Annotated in this window: 16 protein-coding genes, 1 tRNA gene and 1 pseudogene; 8 read left to right on the top strand and 10 right to left on the bottom strand. The window is 59.7% G+C overall.

The window, feature by feature from the left end; all coding sequences use genetic code 11:
* Window positions 1-23: 23 nt before the first annotated feature.
* The 4 genes and pseudogenes from NF78_RS32580 to NF78_RS21900 all read right to left on the bottom strand — a co-directional run.
* Window positions 24-290, bottom strand: a pseudogene (locus tag NF78_RS32580) (transposase); the annotation flags it as partial.
* Between the two features lie 65 nt (window positions 291-355).
* A complete protein-coding gene (locus NF78_RS21910) occupies window positions 356-862 on the bottom strand; it encodes a hypothetical protein (RefSeq protein ID WP_035990053.1) in 507 nt (168 codons plus the stop codon).
* A 218-nt stretch (window positions 863-1,080) separates the two neighbouring features.
* A tRNA-Phe gene (locus NF78_RS21905) sits at window positions 1,081-1,153 on the bottom strand.
* Between the two features lie 84 nt (window positions 1,154-1,237).
* Complete coding sequence (locus NF78_RS21900) at window positions 1,238-1,639, bottom strand: peptidase (protein ID WP_263970679.1); 402 nt, start codon at window positions 1,637-1,639, stop codon at window positions 1,238-1,240.
* A gap of 349 nt (window positions 1,640-1,988) precedes the next feature.
* On the opposite strand from NF78_RS21900, the gene NF78_RS21895 reads away from it, so the two are divergent.
* Window positions 1,989-3,896, top strand: coding sequence for an FAD-dependent oxidoreductase (locus NF78_RS21895; RefSeq protein ID WP_263970678.1), 1,908 nt, complete (start codon window positions 1,989-1,991; stop codon window positions 3,894-3,896).
* Between the two features lie 17 nt (window positions 3,897-3,913).
* Window positions 3,914-5,092, top strand: a complete 1,179-nt coding sequence (locus tag NF78_RS21890; RefSeq protein ID WP_225885395.1) for an esterase-like activity of phytase family protein — start codon at window positions 3,914-3,916, stop codon at window positions 5,090-5,092.
* Between the two features lie 185 nt (window positions 5,093-5,277).
* On the opposite strand, the gene NF78_RS21885 is transcribed toward NF78_RS21890, so the two are convergent.
* Window positions 5,278-5,814 carry a hemerythrin HHE cation-binding protein gene (locus tag NF78_RS21885; protein ID WP_225885394.1) on the bottom strand — a complete coding sequence of 179 codons (537 nt, stop codon included), beginning with the start codon at window positions 5,812-5,814 and terminating at the stop codon, window positions 5,278-5,280.
* 148 nt (window positions 5,815-5,962) lie between these two features.
* Window positions 5,963-6,544 (bottom strand): NADPH-dependent FMN reductase, encoded by a 582-nt coding sequence (locus NF78_RS21880; protein ID WP_035991635.1) that lies wholly within the window; start codon window positions 6,542-6,544, stop codon window positions 5,963-5,965.
* Between the two features lie 317 nt (window positions 6,545-6,861).
* Between NF78_RS21880 and NF78_RS21875 the strand changes: the two genes are divergently transcribed.
* The gene (locus tag NF78_RS21875) at window positions 6,862-7,650 is read left to right on the top strand and encodes a GDSL-type esterase/lipase family protein (RefSeq protein ID WP_225885393.1); all 789 of its coding nucleotides are present in this window, start codon (window positions 6,862-6,864) and stop codon (window positions 7,648-7,650) included.
* 12 nt (window positions 7,651-7,662) lie between these two features.
* On the opposite strand, the gene NF78_RS21870 is transcribed toward NF78_RS21875, so the two are convergent.
* From NF78_RS21870 to NF78_RS21860, 3 genes are read right to left on the bottom strand one after another with little or no spacing between them, the layout of a single operon-like run.
* A complete protein-coding gene (locus NF78_RS21870; RefSeq protein ID WP_263970677.1) occupies window positions 7,663-8,499 on the bottom strand; it encodes an ABC transporter permease in 837 nt (278 codons plus the stop codon).
* Window positions 8,456-9,265, bottom strand: a complete 810-nt coding sequence (locus NF78_RS21865; RefSeq protein WP_035991634.1) for an ABC transporter ATP-binding protein — start codon at window positions 9,263-9,265, stop codon at window positions 8,456-8,458. Before NF78_RS21865 ends, NF78_RS21870 begins: the two co-directional genes overlap by 44 nt.
* Window positions 9,262-9,744 (bottom strand): MarR family winged helix-turn-helix transcriptional regulator, encoded by a 483-nt coding sequence (locus NF78_RS21860; RefSeq protein ID WP_225885392.1) that lies wholly within the window; start codon window positions 9,742-9,744, stop codon window positions 9,262-9,264. The genes NF78_RS21865 and NF78_RS21860 overlap by 4 nt, the downstream gene beginning before the upstream one ends.
* Before the next feature lie 203 nt (window positions 9,745-9,947).
* Here NF78_RS21860 and NF78_RS21855 point away from each other — a divergent pair, with 203 nt between their 5' ends.
* The 4 genes from NF78_RS21855 to NF78_RS21840 all read left to right on the top strand — a co-directional run bounded on the left by NF78_RS21855 (window position 9,948) and on the right by NF78_RS21840 (window position 14,677).
* Window positions 9,948-11,102 carry an NAD-dependent epimerase/dehydratase family protein gene (locus NF78_RS21855; protein ID WP_035991632.1) on the top strand — a complete coding sequence of 385 codons (1,155 nt, stop codon included), beginning with the start codon at window positions 9,948-9,950 and terminating at the stop codon, window positions 11,100-11,102.
* A 190-nt stretch (window positions 11,103-11,292) separates the two neighbouring features.
* Window positions 11,293-12,426 carry a glycosyltransferase family 4 protein gene (locus NF78_RS21850; RefSeq protein ID WP_035991630.1) on the top strand — a complete coding sequence of 378 codons (1,134 nt, stop codon included), beginning with the start codon at window positions 11,293-11,295 and terminating at the stop codon, window positions 12,424-12,426.
* Between the two features lie 161 nt (window positions 12,427-12,587).
* Entirely contained in the window at window positions 12,588-13,271 is a 684-nt protein-coding gene (locus NF78_RS21845; RefSeq protein ID WP_035991628.1) for a methyltransferase, read from the top strand.
* Window positions 13,272-13,399: 128 nt separating this feature from the next.
* Window positions 13,400-14,677, top strand: a complete 1,278-nt coding sequence (locus NF78_RS21840) for an FAD-dependent hydroxylase (protein ID WP_035991626.1) — start codon at window positions 13,400-13,402, stop codon at window positions 14,675-14,677.
* Window positions 14,678-14,889: 212 nt separating this feature from the next.
* Here the strand turns inward: NF78_RS21840 and NF78_RS31455 are convergent, their stop codons facing one another.
* Window positions 14,890-15,093, bottom strand: a complete 204-nt coding sequence (locus tag NF78_RS31455; protein ID WP_072016223.1) for a hypothetical protein — start codon at window positions 15,091-15,093, stop codon at window positions 14,890-14,892.
* Between the two features lie 194 nt (window positions 15,094-15,287).
* Between NF78_RS31455 and NF78_RS21830 the strand changes: the two genes are divergently transcribed.
* The gene (locus NF78_RS21830; RefSeq protein WP_318655499.1) at window positions 15,288-15,482 is read left to right on the top strand and encodes a helix-turn-helix transcriptional regulator; all 195 of its coding nucleotides are present in this window, start codon (window positions 15,288-15,290) and stop codon (window positions 15,480-15,482) included.
* Window positions 15,483-15,622: the final 140 nt, after the last annotated feature.

Raw genomic sequence — 15,622 nt, 5'->3', positions numbered from 1 at the left:
GCCAGTTGATTGAAGGACTGCGAGGCTTTTTTTGCAATCTCTAATTTCATCGTCAATTGGCCCACCAATCGCTCCAGCTCGGCAATCCGTTGTTGGTCAGCCTCATGGCCTGAATCGGCCTCAAATATCGTGGTCGCGTGATCTAAAAATTCCTTTCGCCAGCGATTAAGCACGCTGGAATGGAGTTTGTGGCTTCGGCAAATCTCGGCTGACGTTTTCTCTCCCATTAGCATTTGCAACACCACTTTGGCCTTAAATTCAGCTGTGTACTGTCGTCGGTTTGCGCTCATAGTTGCCCCCTCCTGTGGAACAAGGATACTGCTCTTAGCCTTGTGTCCGAAAATCGGGGGTCACTTCACAGGCAGCGCTTAGCCGCATCCGGGGTCAGCTTCGCCAGCAGATGGTCTCGAATCAGAATAGCCTCGTCTAGAGACCGACTGGGGAACCGGCTGATGTGATTTTTCTGCTTGGTGAAGTCCTTGGCGTAGGTGCTGGGGCTGATCTGAGGTTTCTTGAACTGGGCGTACTTCTCCCAAATCTCATCCAGCCCTATCTCAGGGGCTGCGGGCGGATTGGGGGAAATGGGGGAAACCGTGGTTAGCGATCCAACGGTCTGGTACTTCTGTAGGCTCAGATCCACCTCTCTATAGTCGATATCTCGCTGAATCGCCCTGACGGTGTCGCCTACCCGCTGGCGGTTTAAGGGGGTGTCGTCAAAGCCCGTGGAAATGTAAAACCGCTTGCGCTGCACCTCCCCATCCACCTCAAAGGGGTAGGAAAAGACGATTTGCAGCCGTCCTTTAGTGTTTTTGAACTGAACTGAGCCTTTTTTGCCTTTGCTTCTTGGGGTGACCGAGTACATGGCAGCACCGGGGAATAAAGAGCATTCGTACTATCCCCTCTTCGGATACCGTGGCAATTGTCCGGAGATTCCCCCAAAAAATTCCCCCAATTTTCCCCCAATCCGTCCCCCAAACTCGCCTAAAGGTGTCCAAAAATGGACAACGCAAAAAATACGAGGCCCCAAAGCAAAAGCCCTGAACCGTTGAGATTCAGAGCTTTTCACTTGGTTTGGTTGAATGCCAGGAGGCGGACTTGAACCGCCGACACGAGGATTTTCAGTCCTCTGCTCTACCAGCTGAGCTATCCCGGCAGGGAGCGCAATTTCCAGCGCTCACTTAAGATAGCAAGCTGGTGTCACCCCTGACAAGGCTCCGGGGAAAAAATACTGAAATCTCTACTGGACCTCCCGCAGGCGGGCCACTTTGAGAAAGAAGTTGCCTGTGCCCTGGCCTGCGTAGGCCTGCACCCGCACTGTGTAGGTACCGGACTCTTTGATGCGAGCGAAGAGCAGGGAGTTCGTGGTGCCGTCGGGACCATCGTCGTTTTCGCCGATGATGACGCCGTCTTTGTTCATCAGGATCACCAGGGTGTCGAAGTCGTCGGAGGTGACATCGATCGCCACCTGGTCACCGGCCTCAAAATAAACGGTGTAGTCGCGGGCAAAGCCTCCGACCCCGGTGGGAATATCGCGATCGCTCAACCTGTCGTTGACTTCCCGCGAGGCTGGCAGGGGAATCGGTGTGTATACAGCGTTTTGGGCCATAGTCGGCACGGCCGTCAAAGCCAGAGTTGTCAACGCGAGGGGAAGCAGTAAACCGCGCCGAAGGTTAAATTGCATAGATTCTGAGAGGATGGGAGACAAATATGCCAGCAGGCATGAGGTCGTGCCCATTATGGCCTAAATCCTTGAGTTGCTTCAGGAATTAAACAAAGACTATACATATCCAGGCTACTATTGCTGGCATTTTACTGCGGGTTAGGTGCGTCGTTTAGCCGTATCGTTGCTACACTCACAGACGACCAATGCCGCAGGTACGCTGTCTTTGTCCATGCCGGATCGCCGTCGCCATCCTCCACTGCCATCAACTCCAAAAACCAAGCGTCGGCGTCGGCGTCGGGCTCAGCGTCGGCGAGCGCTGATGACCATGGCCCTGTTGAGCAGCACGCTTTTGCTGGTGGCCTTTCGTGGGGCGACCGAATATTGGCGGCAGCCTCTGACCTTTTCCCAGCGCCCGGTGGGGCAAATTGTCAACCGAGCCGAGTTGGCCACCGGTATTCGCCAAATTCAGACCGCCAACGGTCGCCCCACCCTGATGCCGCTACCCCTGGCCGAGGAAGTCTGGACCTGCGAGGTGGTGGTGATTGGCGGCACCCTGGGCGGGGTCGCGGCGGCCTCCCACGCGATGCAAACCGGAGCCACCACCTGCATGATTGAGCTAACGCCCTGGCTGGGGGGGCAGATCAGCTCCCAGGGGGTGTCGGCCATTGACGAGTCGCGGGCCATGCGCTGGCGGCGCAACTTTTCCCCCAGCTGGGAATCCTTTAAGGCTCTGATCAAGCGCCAGCCGGTGTACCTGCCGGCCTGGACCGGGCTGCCGGCTCAGCTGCCGGTTGAAAAAACCAACAGCTGCTGGGTCGGCGAACTGTGCTTCTCCCCCCGAGCCGGGGCCACTGCTGCCGAAATGCTGCTGCGCGATTCGGCCAAGAGCGCTCCCGAAAGCCGCTGGGCCACCTCCACGGCGTTTAAGGGGGCGGCCTTTGATGCCTCGGGTCGCTATGTGACGGCGGTATATGGAGTGCGCCGGATTCCCCTCGATCCGGGCTATGTGCCCACTGGGCGGCTCTCCCAGGAGCTGGAGCGCTGGTATGCCTGGTCCGACGATGACGCCTACAACAAAATTCCGATCCGGCTTCAGTCACCGAACGATCGCCCCATGATTGTGATCGACGCCACCGATACTGGGGAGCTGGTGGGCTGGGCCAACCTGCCCCATCGGCTGGGGTCCGACAGCCAGGCGTTTACGGGCGAAGTCAACGCGCCCAGCCAGGACAACCCCGATTGCACCCAGGCCTACACCTATCCCTTTGTGCTGGCCACCCTGAACGACAAAAACGAGAGCCTGAAGGCGCTGCAAAAAATTCCCCCGGCCCTGAGCAAGGCTGAGCACCGCCAGGAGTTTGACCTGGAGGGCTTTCCGTTTTTTAACTTTGGCAGCGTGTTTAACTATCGCCGCATTGTCAGCCAGAAACCCGGCAACTCCAATGTCAATAACACCCAGCCGGGAGAAATGACCCTGATCAACTGGAATAAGGGCAACGACTGGCACTTTATGGACCCGCCCCTGGTGTTCACCGACGAGGATGTGCGCCTTTCGGGGCAGCAGCAGGACTGGTTGGGGGGCCTATCGATCGAATCGCTCAACTATGGCGAAATTCACGCCCTGCAGTTTGCCGAGTGGCTGATCGAAACCGAGGCCACCAACAAGCTGCCTCTCACCCTGTTGAGCGGCGGCGACTCCCCCCTAGGAACCCTGTCGGGCCTCAGCATGGTGCCCTACATTCGGGAGGGGCGGCGGATTTTGGGTCGCCCTGCCTACGGTCAGGACAGCTTCATGGCGGTGGAGGCCGACCTGCGCGAAGACATGACCGGAGGGCGCGACTTTCGGGCTACCGCCGTGGCCCTGGCCCACTACGATATCGATATCCACGGCTGTCGCTATCGGTCCTGGCGGCCCACCTACGAGGCGGCGGGGGCGAGTATCAAAGAGTTTGTGGTGCGGCCTCTGCAGATTCCCCTGGAGGCGCTGGTGCCCCAGGGTGTAGACAATGTGCTGATTGGCGGTAAAAGCATGGCTGTTAGCCACATTGTCAACGGGGTGACGCGAGTCCACTACGGCGAGTGGAGCGTTGGCGGCGCGGCGGGGGCGACGGCGGGGTGGCTGTTGCGCTACGGCAAGCCCAACGACCTGACCCCGGCCCAGATCGTGGTGACAGGGCAGATGCCGGTCCTCCAGGCCTTTTTAATTGAGCAGGGGCTACAGTTTACCTGGTAACGAGGTGGGGTGATTTGATGGTGGAGGGGATGTGCCGGGGGTGGCGGATGGTGGGGCGGCGATCGCTGGTTCTGGGTCTACTGCTGGGCTTAGTGCTAATCGCAACCGGCTGCGCCATTCCCCAGATTAAAGCTGAAGATCGGCTGTTTATTCCCCTCACCGTCGAGCTGCTGGATGTCTACAACCTGCCGCCCCAGGACTTTGAGGGCACCACCGTCGGCGGCCTGTCGGCCCTGGTCTACGATCGCCCCCGCGACCTACTCTACGCCCTCTCCGACGATCGCGGTCGGTTTGGCCCGGTTCGGTTCTACACCCTGGCGATCGGCCTGGGCGGCAGCGCCAGTCAGCCCCGGTTCGACACCGTCACCCTTCAGTCCTTTACCCCCCTGCTCGATGCAGACGGCACCCCCTACCCCAGGGGCAGTGTCGATGCGGAGGGGATGGCCCTCTCGCCCCGCGACACCCTGTTCATCAGCAGCGAAGGCGATGTGCGGCAAAATGCGCCGCCCTTTATCGGTGAGTTTGACCGTCAGACGGGGCAGATTATCAGCACCCTGCGGCTCCCAGAGCGCTACCTGCCCGATGACCCCGATCGCCCCACCCGCGGCGTGCAAAACAACCTCAGCTTTGAGGCGCTGACGGTGGCGGGCACCGCCGGCGGCGCGGGTATGATCGAACCGTTTCGGCTGTTTGCCGCCACCGAGTCGGCCCTGGTGCAGGACTACAACGACGACCCCAGCCAGCCCCTCAACAGCCGCTTCTTGCACTACCTGATCGGCGACGACCAGGCCACGCTGATTGCCGAGCATCGCTACCCGCTTGAGCTTGAGCCGTCGGGCGCGGTGATCAACGGCCTGACTGCCCTGCTGGCGATCGATCAGGGGGGCCACTTTCTGGCCCTGGAGCGCGCCTTTGGGCTGCGGGGCCTACAGGTAAAGCTGTTTCAGCTGGCCACGGGCGGGGCCACCGACACCTCCACCATCCCCAGCCTGGCCGGGGATGTGTCGGGCATTGCCCCGATTCGCAAGCAGCTGGTGCTGGACTTTGCCAACACCCCCCTGGCGGTGGACAACCTGGAGGGCATGACCCTAGGACCGCGCTTGAGCGACGGCAGCCAGAGCCTGCTGATGGTGAGCGACAACAACTTTGAGGGCGATCGCGCCACCCAGCTGCTACTGCTGCGCTTGCAGATGTAGTACCGAATTCTATTTAGCTGCACCCGATTGCTAGGGGCATTGCAGTGCAATGCCCCTACGAGATCCGGCGTTGCTGAATTAAGACATGAATTTGGGTAGGCGCAAGCGCTCGTTTGCGCCTACGGAAGGGATTGAATTGTTGATTCACACCTGGGTTCAGCAACCCTCGAGATCCCTGAAGTTGACTAGCTAACGGCGCTGCCGATCGCCCCTTTGAGGGCGGCAATCCCCTGCTCAACGCTGGCCCACAGGCCCATGTCAGGCTCTTTACCGGCGATTTCGCGGGTGCCTACAAAGTAGAGAACGCCTTTGAGCACTTCCTGGTGGGCCCGATTCTCAAAGTTGACTTTGTTGAGCGGCTCCATGGCGTCTTGCAGGTCATCGCTCAAGGACTGGCCTACTTTGTGCAACACCAAACCATTCATCGTCTGCTGGTGCTTCAGCAATTCAAGCTGAAAAAACTTGTCGTATAGAGACAATTCTGAACCGTTCATCATTTTAGTGACGGCTTCAGCATGTTTTTGAGTGATGTCGCGCGGCTCTGCGGCGGAGCCTAATTTAGTGGCAGCTTCTTCAATGTTGGTGAGGTTGGCGCGATCGCTCTTTAGCATCCCTTCCAAACGCTCACGAATGGTGTGATCGTTGGTGGCCGCCATTAGCTTCTGCTCACTGTCGATCAAGACATTTTGGAACAGCTTTAGGTCAGCAAGCTTAGTTGCCATGGTTGTCATATCAGTCATTGGAGATATTTCCTACCGAGAAGTTTGATGATGTCTCATTGCCCACAATTTTCATGATTCCGTAGGAATTTAGAGCTACCCTCCCTCTTTGGAAGGGTTCGAGTCGAAAACCATCCCTCTCGCAAGTTGTCTAAAAGGGCCTTCCCTTTTCGTCGCGCTGCCGCTTGAGGGCCTCTTCGTACCACTCCAGCTCGTCTAAAAAGGAACCCAGGCGTTTGATCAATGACTCATCCTGGGCCTTGCCATCGGCGTCGATCGCCTCGGTAATCTTTGAGATCGCAAACATCGACGAAATGGTGGGCATACCCATCTCCCCCAGCATCACCCGCAGGTGCACAGCGGCCCGCACCCCGCCAAATCCCCCCACCGAGTACGACACAATCCCCGCCGGGCGAAAGTAGTACTCTTCCAGAAAGTGATCCATCAAATTGCTCAGCCCCGGCTGAACAGAGTGGTTGTATTCGCCCGTTACCACCACAAACCCATCGGCGCTACGAATGTGCTCAGCCAGTTCCTCCATTTTGACTGGAACCTGACCAGGCTCGTGCTCTTTGTACATGCGATCGAGCAGGCCAAAGTCGTACTCCAGGGCATCAGCAAAGATAGCATTGTGGCCTCGCTGGGCCAGTTGATTGAGTAGAAACTTGGCCGCACGGATGCCGTTGCGATCGCGCCGATAAGAGCCGTAAAAAACAACTGTCTTGAAAGCCATTGCAAAGCACCTTGGTAATAGGACATTTCCCGGCTAAAAACAGTCGTTTATAGCGGATTGAGCTTGGGTAAAGTACATTGATATCGATGCCCCAACCCTAGCAGGCTTTATCGACCTAACTCAAATCAAATCTAAATTCAGATTCTGAGTAAACGTTGAACATATCCTTACAATTTCTCTGCCGTGTGAGGTACACCAACAGCCATGCGCCCCAATTTCCCGACGTAGGAAATGCTGTGTGAGTTTAAACTTGACAGCGTTTCAAGACTGACTATGCTGTGGGCGCACTGAGACGTTTATCCACTGGGGAAGGGGCCATGAAACGCTGGGTACGGTTGACGGTTTTGGCTATGGCAAGCGCTGCTATGGTATTGGGGTATGCTTCTGTCGCCATCCCCTCAGCGGCGGAGATGGTGCGCCCCCGCACGGGCGGCCAGCTTTACGTACAGCGGTTGGCGACTCTGCAAGCCGGACAACTGTACAGTCAGATCCCCCCCAGCACCTTTGCCGAGCAGTGGCAGACCGCCTCCCAGCAGCCCACCCATGAGCAGTGGCAAAGTCTGCTGGCCCACGAGGCGACTATCATGGCGGCCCGCCAGGGCCGTAGCCCACTGACGGTTTTGGTGGGCGATTCGCTCTACCTCTGGCTGCCGCAGGATCAGCTGGCGGGCGATCGCCTCTGGCTCAACCAGAGCATCTCAGGGGAAACGACAACCCACGTGGTGCGTCGTCTCACCTACTTTGCGACGGTTCAGCCCAGCAACGTTTACGTCATGGCCGGAGTCAACGATCTCAAAAATGGCACAGACCCTAGCATCACGGTTTCAAACCTTGAATTAATCGCCCAGCGACTGAAGGTACAGCATCCCCAGGCCCGCATTGTGGTGCTGTCAGTGTTGCCCACGCGATGGCCCACGATACCGCCGGCCAAAGTAGCGCAGGTGAATGGGCAGCTGGCGATCGCCCTCCCCCGCCGCGGCGTCGAGTTTGTCGATCTCCAGCCTGCCTTTAGGGACAGCCAGGGGCTGCTGCGCACCGACCTCACCACCGACGGCCTGCACCTCAACCCCCAGGGCTACAGCCTGCTGGCCAGCTACCTGCGCTGAGGAATACGGGCTCTACCGCACCAGGCGCGGGTACAGGCGGCCGCAAAAGGCGATCAGCACCGCCGCAATGCCTACCAGAACCGCCAGGCTCAGCCCCAGGCTGTAGTGGCCCGCCGGTTCCACCAGCATCAGCTGGCGCAGGGCATCGACCATATAGGTCAGCGGGTTGAGCCGCGACACCAGCTGTAGCCACCCCGGCATGATCTCAATCGGGTAGATGGCATTGCTGGCAAAAAACAGCGGCATCATCATCAGCTGGCCCACCCCCATCACTCGCTCGTGGGTCTGGGCCCAGCAGGCCACAATCAGCGAGAAGGTGGAAAACAGGGCCGCCCCCAGCATCACCACCAGGGCCACCCCCAGCACCGCCAGCGGGTTCCAGTTCAGCCCCACCCCCAGCAGGGCCGCCACAATATAGACAATCAGCAGCTGCGACAGGCAGCGCACCCCGGCCCCGATCGCCTTGCCCAGCACCAGGGCCGCCTTCGGGGCGGGGCTGACCATCAGCTTGTGCAAAATACCGAGGTCTTTTTCCCAGATCACCAGCAGCCCGGTAAAGATAGACATAAACAGCACGCTCTGGGCCAGAATGCCCGGCGTCATAAAGTCGATGTAGCTGAGGCCGCCGGTGGGGATGCCCCGCACCTGGGTAAACACCTGGCCAAAGATGGTCAGCCACAGCACCGGCTGCACTGCGCGGGTGAACAGCTGGATGGGGTCGTGGCGCAGCTTGCGGATTTCCAGCTCGGCGGCCACCAGGGCCTTAGCGATAAAGTCTGCGATCGGGGCGGTAACTGGGCCTCGGTTAGCCCAGTCGTTTAGCGGTACGGCGGGTGGTTGACGTGTCACGGTAGCGTCCTTCGGTTTCAGGGGTGAGCGAATTTTGGGTGTAGTGGATGAATACGTCATCCATGGTGGCCCCAGGGGTGCCCTCGGCCTGGGGCACGGTGGCCTTGAGGGCGGCGGGGGTGCCGATCGCTACCTGCTGCCCCTGGTAGAGCATGGCGATGCGATCGCACAGCACATCCGCCTCTTCCATAAAGTGAGTGGTGAGAAACACCGTGGTGCCGTAGTCGCGCCGCAGCTGCAAAATCAAGTCCCACATGGCTTTGCGGGCTACCGGGTCCAGCCCCACCGTGGGCTCATCCAGGAACAGCACCGGGGGCCGGTGCAGGGTGGCCTGGGCCATCTCCAGCCGCCGAATCATGCCGCCAGAGTAGGTGTTCACCAGGCGATCGGCCACCGAGTCCAGGCCCACGTAGGCCAGAGCGGCGTGGATGCGCTCCAGCCGCTGCCTGCGGGGCACCCCGTAGAGCTTGGCCAAAATCAGCAGGTTTTCGTAGCCGGTCAGGGTGCCATCCACCGAGAGGGCCTGGGGCACATAGCCGATGCGGCGCTGCACTCCAGCGGGCTGGCGGCCAATGTCGCATCCGGCGATCGCGGCTCGGCCACTGCTGGCGGGCAGCAGGGTGGTGAGCATTTTAATTAAAGTGCTTTTGCCCGCGCCGTTTGGTCCCAGCAGGCCAAAGACCTCGCCCGGTTCCACGGTGAGGGAGAAACCCTCTACCGCTGGCCTGGGGCCGAAGCGTTTGGTGAGTTCGTAGATTTCGATCATTTCTGCACGTTAGGTTCATCAAATAGGCCGCCCAAAATTGCCAGCCCGGCTTGCACCTGTTGCAGATCGGTTGCGGACAGCCCCGCGAGGCGATCGGCAACGGTCTTCAAGGTGGCATCGTAGACTCGCTTCATCTCGGCCTCACCGGCGGGCGTCAGGGTGAGAATGCTCCGCCGCCGCTCGGCGGGATCGACGCTGCGATCGACAAGGCCCCGCTGCACCAGCCGCTCCACCATGGCCGACATGGTGGGTCGCGTGACATCTAAATAGTCGGCCACCTCGGAGAGCGAAGCGCGCGATCGCCGCCGCAAAAAATACAGCACCCGCAGCTGCGACAGCGACAGGTGGGGCTTGCCGTGACAGCGAATGCCCGCCCGCAAAAACCGGGTTACCGCAGGTACCACAGTCATTAGGTCGATCGCACAGTGGTCAGTGGTCAGGGCTGAGCTCATCACGGCTGGGAAAGTGCGGTTTTGCATTGGTTAGCCAAACTAACAGTTAGTCTAGCTGATTATTTTGGCGACGTGGGCCGCAGTCGGCAGGTGCGGCAAACGCAAAAAACCCTGTTCAATTCGCTAACTGCAAAAAAAGCTCTGATCCCGGAATCTACTATTCAGTGGTTTACAGGTCCGCTAAACCTGGTAGATTGTCTTGGTATCGGCAAAGAGATTGAAGCATTGATATGAAAGTCCTTGTAATTGGCGGCGACGGCTATTGCGGGTGGGCCACTGCCCTGTATCTTTCCAATCGCGGCTACGAAGTTGGCATCCTCGATAGTTTGGTGCGGCGTCACTGGGACGCGCAGCTTCAAATCGAGACGCTGACCCCGATTGCTCCTATTCAGAGCCGCTTGCAGCGCTGGAAAGACCTCACCGGCAAGCACATCGACCTCTATATTGGCGACATCAACGACTACTCCTTCCTAGAGGAGACCATGCTCGAGTTTGAGCCGGGTGCGGTGGTCCACTTCGGCGAACAGCGCTCCGCCCCGTTCTCCATGATCGACCGCGAGCACGCGGTGCTCACCCAGGCCAACAACGTGCTGGGCAACCTGAATTTGCTCTACGTGCTGCGCGACCACTTCCCCGAGTGCCACCTGGTCAAGCTGGGCACCATGGGCGAGTACGGCACCCCCAACATCGACATTGAAGAGGGCTACATCACCATTGAGCACAATGGTCGCAAGGACACCCTGCCCTACCCCAAGCAGCCCGGCTCCTTCTACCACCTCAGCAAGGTCCACGACTCCCACAACATTCACTTTGCCTGTAAGGTGTGGGGCCTGCGCGCCACCGACCTCAACCAGGGCGTGGTCTACGGTGTGCTCACCGAAGAGACCGGCATGGATGAGCTGCTGATCAACCGCCTCGACTACGACGGCGTCTTTGGTACCGCCCTCAACCGCTTCTGTATTCAGGCCGCCGTGGGTCACCCCCTGACCGTCTACGGCAAGGGTAACCAGACCCGCGCCTTCCTCGACATTCGCGACACCGTGCGCTGTGTTGAAATCGCGATCGCCAACCCCGGCGACCCCGGTGTCTTCCGCGTCTTCAACCAGTTCACCGAAATGTTTAGCGTCGGCGACCTGGCCATGATGGTGAAGAAGGCGGGCAATACCCTGGGGCTAGACGTGGAAATCAACCACCTGGACAACCCCCGGGTGGAGGCCGAAGACCACTACTTCAACGCCAAGAACACCAACCTGCTGGATCTGGGCCTGCAACCCCACATGCTGTCCGACTCCCTGCTCGACAGTCTGCTCAACTTTGCCATCAAGTACAAAGACCGCGTCGACCACAGCCAGATTCTGCCCAAGGTCAAGTGGCGGCGGGACTGATCGTGGATGGGTAGACGGGTGGATGGGTAGATGGGTTAGTTGACGCTTAGCCAAGCTATTCCTGGAATAGTCAGCCCAGACCAGCCAATCGCAAAAGTTACGCGCCCATACTCGCCCACTCATCCACCCGCCCACTCATCCACCCGCCCACTCATCCACCCGCCCACCCATCCACTCCCCCAAGCCCCCTATGCGAATTGCTCTCTTCACTGAGACCTTTTTGCCGAAAGTTGACGGCATTGTCACCCGCCTGAAGCACACCGTCGATCACCTCCAGCGCCAGGGTAACCAGGTGTTGGTGTTTTCCCCCGAGGGCGGGCTGACGGAGTACCGGGGAGCCAAGATCCACGGGGTGTCGGGCTTTCCGCTGCCGCTCTATCCCGAGCTAAAGCTGGCGCTGCCCCGCCCCTCCATCGGCGAAGCCCTGGAAAATTTTCAGCCCGATTTAGTCCATGTCGTCAATCCCGCCGTCCTGGGGCTGGCGGGCATTTATTACAGCAAGTCAATGGATTTGCCCCTGGTGGCGTCGTACCATACCCACCTGCCCAAGTACCTGGAGCACTACGGCCTGGGCATGCTGGAGGGGGTGATGTGGGAGCTGATCAAGGCCATGCACAACCAGGCCCAGATCAACCTGGTGACTTCCACGGCGATGCAGAGCGAGCTGTCGGAGCACGGCGTCGAAAATATTCAGGTGTGGCAGCGCGGCGTCGATACCGAGCTGTTTCGGCCCGAGCTGGCTAGCTCGGCGATGCGCGATCGCCTTTCCGAAGGCCACCCCGAAGCGCCCCTGCTGCTCTACATTGGTCGCCTCTCCGCCGAAAAAGAGATCGATCGCATTAAGCCCGTGCTGGAGGCCATTCCCGACGCGCGGCTGGCGCTGGTGGGTGACGGTCCCTACCGGGCTGAGCTAGAGGCCCACTTTGAGGGCACCCATACTAATTTTGTCGGCTACCTGGCCGGGGAAGATCTGGCCGCCGCCTACGCCTCTGCCGATGCCTTTGTCTTCCCGTCGCGCACCGAAACCCTGGGCCTGGTGCTGCTGGAGGCGATGGCGGCGGGCTGCCCGGTGGTGGCAGCCAATTCTGGCGGCATCCCCGACATCGTCACCGATGGCGAAAACGGCTTCCTGTTTGATCCCCAGGACGAGGAGGGAGCCATTACCGCCACCCGTCGCCTGATAGAGGCCACCGCCGAGCGCGAAGTCATGCGCCGCAATGCTGTGGCCGAGGCCGAGCGCTGGGGCTGGGCCGCCGCCACCCGCCAGCTGCAGCAGTTCTACCAGGGCATTTTGAGTCAGTCGTCGCTGCCGATGGCCGCCTAGCAAGGGTCATCACTTCGGACCAAAAGCCTTTTTCACCCAACCTGCTCTTTCGCTTTTAAGAACTCTGCACAGCCCACTTTTGAGGTAGATAAAGAGGGTGTAGGGCAACGTTTCGAGGCTTGCCCTGACGGTGATTAGTATCAGCCAGGGAGGAAGCAGGCATGGAAGCGGCTCGTTCTATCCAGTTCTTCTTCAAGCGGCAGCCGTGGCACCTGGTGGCGCTAATTCTACTGCTACCGCTGGCCTGGGCCTTTGCCGCTCCTGCCCTCGGGGTCAGTTCCTGGTTGGGGCTTGAAGACGAGGTTTGGTTCTGGCTGGCGGTGGGGGCCGCCATTGTGCATCAGGTGGCGGTCTGGCTGGTCTGGCGATCGCAGCTCGGCTGGTCCCTGTTGTCCAGAGCATTTGGCCAGTATGACCTGGTGGTCTGGGGACTGCTCTTTCTGCCCCTGCTGGTGGCCCGTCCGATTTTGGTTGTCGGGCTGGCGATCGCCAATCGCGGCTCTCTAGCGCTGCCCCAGCCTATTGCCCTGGGGCTGGGGTTGGCGCTGCTAATTCCGGCCCTCTACACCCTCTGGTCAGTGGCACGCTACTTTGGCATTCCCCGCGCCATTGGCGGCGACCACTTTCGATCGCACTACCGGACCATGCCGCTGGTACAGCAGGGAGCCTTTGCCTGGAGCGGCAATGCCATGTATGTCTTTGCCTTTCTGGGCCTGTGGGCGATCGCTCTGTTGATCGGGTCTCAGGCGGCCCTGGCGGTGGCCCTGTTTCAACACGCCTACGTCTGGGTGCACTTCTACTGCACAGAAGCCCCGGATATGGACCTGTTGTATGGTCAGGATTAGGCATTGCCCACCGTTGGGGAAACTCCTTTCAACCGCCGATCCGAACCTCGCCATTGCCCTGGCTAGCCTTGATTTCTGATAGATCATGGGGCCAGAATAGATCTATAGCCACGGTGAACCCTGCCCCTATGACCGCTACCACTCCTCACTTTCGCTCTCCGGTCTCCGCCGATCGCCCGGCGGATCTACGCTCTGAACTGGCGGTCGATGTGGCCATTGTCGGCGGCGGCATTGTGGGGCTGACTCTGGCGGCAACGCTGGCCCCCAGCGGCCTGCAGGTGGCGGTGATCGAAGCCCAAACGGCGGCGGGGGCCGCTTCCCGGCAGCGGGCCTACGCCTTTTCACTGACCTCAGCCGATATTTTTAAGGGCCTGGGGCTGTGGCCCCAGATCGGGCCGCACATTTGCCACTTTGACAAAGTGCAGCTCTCCGACGGGGACTACGGTCGGGTGGTGCAGTTTTTACCCACCGACCTGGGCACCGATGCCGTGTATTACGGGGCCGAGCACGGGGTGCTAATGGCCGCGCTGCAAGGGGCGATCGCCGCTGCTCCCAACATTCACTACCTCTGCTCGGCCAGCCTGGGCGCAACCTACGAGCAGGGTGCAGGAATGGTTGCCGAGGTGAGTTTGCCCGACGGGAAAATTGCGGTGCGATCGCCCCTGTTTGTCGCCGCCGATGGCAAAGGGTCGCTGCTGCGGCAGCGGGCGGGCATTGGCAGCGTTGGCTGGCGCTACCGCCAGTCCTGTATCACCACCGTGCTAGAACCGGAGCATTCGCACCAGAACACCGCCTACGAGCGGTTCTGGCCCAGCGGCCCCTTTGCCATTTTGCCCCTGCCGGGTCAGCGCTGCCAGATCGTGTGGACGGCTCCCCACGCCGAGGCGGAGGCGATTTTGACAATGCCCGAAGCCGAGTTTATGGCTGAGCTAGAGCGCCGCTACGGCACCCAGATGGGGCACCTGAAGCGGCTGACCGCTCCAGCCATGTTTCCAGTGCAGCTGATGCAGTGCGATCGCTACGTACAGCCCCGCCTGGCCCTGGTGGGGGATGCCGCCCACAGCTGCCACCCGGTCGGTGGCCAGGGGCTCAACATGGGCATTCGCGATGCGGCGGCGCTGGCGGAGGTGCTCACCGCCGCCCACCAGCGGGGGCAGGACCTGGGCAGCGTGGCGGTGCTGCGCCGCTACGAGCGCTGGCGACGCGTAGAGAACTGGGTCATTCTAAGCTTTACCGACCTGCTGACCCGCACCTTCTCTAATCAACTGTGGCCACTGGTGGTCCTGCGGCGGACGGGGCTGTGGGTGCTGGGCTCGGTGCCCCCCCTGAAGCGTCTGGCCCTGCGGCTGATGACCGGGCGTCTGGGGCGAGTGCCCCGCCTGGCCCGTCTGGGACGGCAGACCTGATTGTGACAGGCTCTAACGGTCTAAAGGTGCAGGGTACACGGTGTACGGTTCAAGGACTGCCGTGAACCGTACACCCTACACCGTAAGCCCCACTAACCTGGCACCTTTGGCCTGGCACCTTTGGCCTGGCACCTTTGGCCTGGCACCTTTGGCTTTGCAGACTAATAGGTTTGAGCCCCGTTCTAGGGTGCTGTCAACGCTAGAACGGGGTTTTAGCGCTTCTGCTGGACCCACCGGGTGAGCACTCGCATGAGTCTGCCAGAGCTGTGGGGCATGGCCACGCTCCACTCGCTGACGTGGGCAAAGCCCCGCAGGTGCAGCGTTTGCACGATGGTTTCAATGCCCTGAGCGCTGCCGATTACCATTAGCTGCACAGGTTCACGATTTCCAACAGGCTCATTGGTGGATTGTGGCATAGCAGCAAGAAAAGCAGAGTGGCGAAGTTGGGAAGTTGCGTCGGCAAGTGAATGGTTAGCTTGTGGCATGGCGAAAACAACGTTGACATATTGGCAGCATAAACGAACGCTGACACTTTGGCAACATGGACGAGCCTAGCCCCCTCTGCCAAAATTTGGGCATGGGAAGGGCAGGCAGCGCATTACGGCAGGTTTTGGAAACCTACGGCATTAGCCAAAACAAACTGGCGGTGACGATGGGCACCGATCGCGCTAACGTAAACCGCTGGGTAAAAGAACTCCGTGACCCAGCCGGAGATGTAATTTTTGAAATTAAGGAAGCTTTGAGACAACTTAACCCCATCGCTGCCGAAGAATTTGTTCGCCTATATCTGGGTGACATGCGATAGAAATCACTATGATGAAAGTGTCTCTAAGTCTTTATGGGTAAAAAGAAACATCGAAAAACAATTGAGAGCTTGCAAAAACGCATTGATGAACACTTATCGAAGATCAGGCAAGAACGCCAAAAAGATTTTCCTGACTCAGG

Source organism: Leptolyngbya sp. KIOST-1, assembly GCF_000763385.1.
Classification (GTDB): domain Bacteria; phylum Cyanobacteriota; class Cyanobacteriia; order Phormidesmidales; family Phormidesmidaceae; genus Nodosilinea.
The sequence above is the reverse complement of the archived record's forward strand: the minus strand, read 5'-3'. Positions and strand labels throughout refer to the sequence as shown.

Coding starts and splice junctions, on each gene's coding strand:
- NF78_RS21860 (WP_225885392.1), bottom strand. CDS start 9,744: ATGCAAAACCGCACTTTCCCAGCCGTGATGAGCTCAGCCCTGACCACT.
- NF78_RS21885 (WP_225885394.1), bottom strand. CDS start 5,814: ATGGCAACTAAGCTTGCTGACCTAAAGCTGTTCCAAAATGTCTTGATC.
- NF78_RS21895 (WP_263970678.1), top strand. CDS start 1,989: ATGGCCCTGTTGAGCAGCACGCTTTTGCTGGTGGCCTTTCGTGGGGCG.
- NF78_RS21890 (WP_225885395.1), top strand. CDS start 3,914: ATGGTGGAGGGGATGTGCCGGGGGTGGCGGATGGTGGGGCGGCGATCG.
- NF78_RS21850 (WP_035991630.1), top strand. CDS start 11,293: ATGCGAATTGCTCTCTTCACTGAGACCTTTTTGCCGAAAGTTGACGGC.
- NF78_RS21840 (WP_035991626.1), top strand. CDS start 13,400: ATGACCGCTACCACTCCTCACTTTCGCTCTCCGGTCTCCGCCGATCGC.
- NF78_RS31455 (WP_072016223.1), bottom strand. CDS start 15,093: ATGCCACAATCCACCAATGAGCCTGTTGGAAATCGTGAACCTGTGCAG.
- NF78_RS21880 (WP_035991635.1), bottom strand. CDS start 6,544: ATGGCTTTCAAGACAGTTGTTTTTTACGGCTCTTATCGGCGCGATCGC.
- NF78_RS21910 (WP_035990053.1), bottom strand. CDS start 862: ATGTACTCGGTCACCCCAAGAAGCAAAGGCAAAAAAGGCTCAGTTCAG.
- NF78_RS21855 (WP_035991632.1), top strand. CDS start 9,948: ATGAAAGTCCTTGTAATTGGCGGCGACGGCTATTGCGGGTGGGCCACT.
- NF78_RS21865 (WP_035991634.1), bottom strand. CDS start 9,265: ATGATCGAAATCTACGAACTCACCAAACGCTTCGGCCCCAGGCCAGCG.
- NF78_RS21875 (WP_225885393.1), top strand. CDS start 6,862: ATGAAACGCTGGGTACGGTTGACGGTTTTGGCTATGGCAAGCGCTGCT.
- NF78_RS21845 (WP_035991628.1), top strand. CDS start 12,588: ATGGAAGCGGCTCGTTCTATCCAGTTCTTCTTCAAGCGGCAGCCGTGG.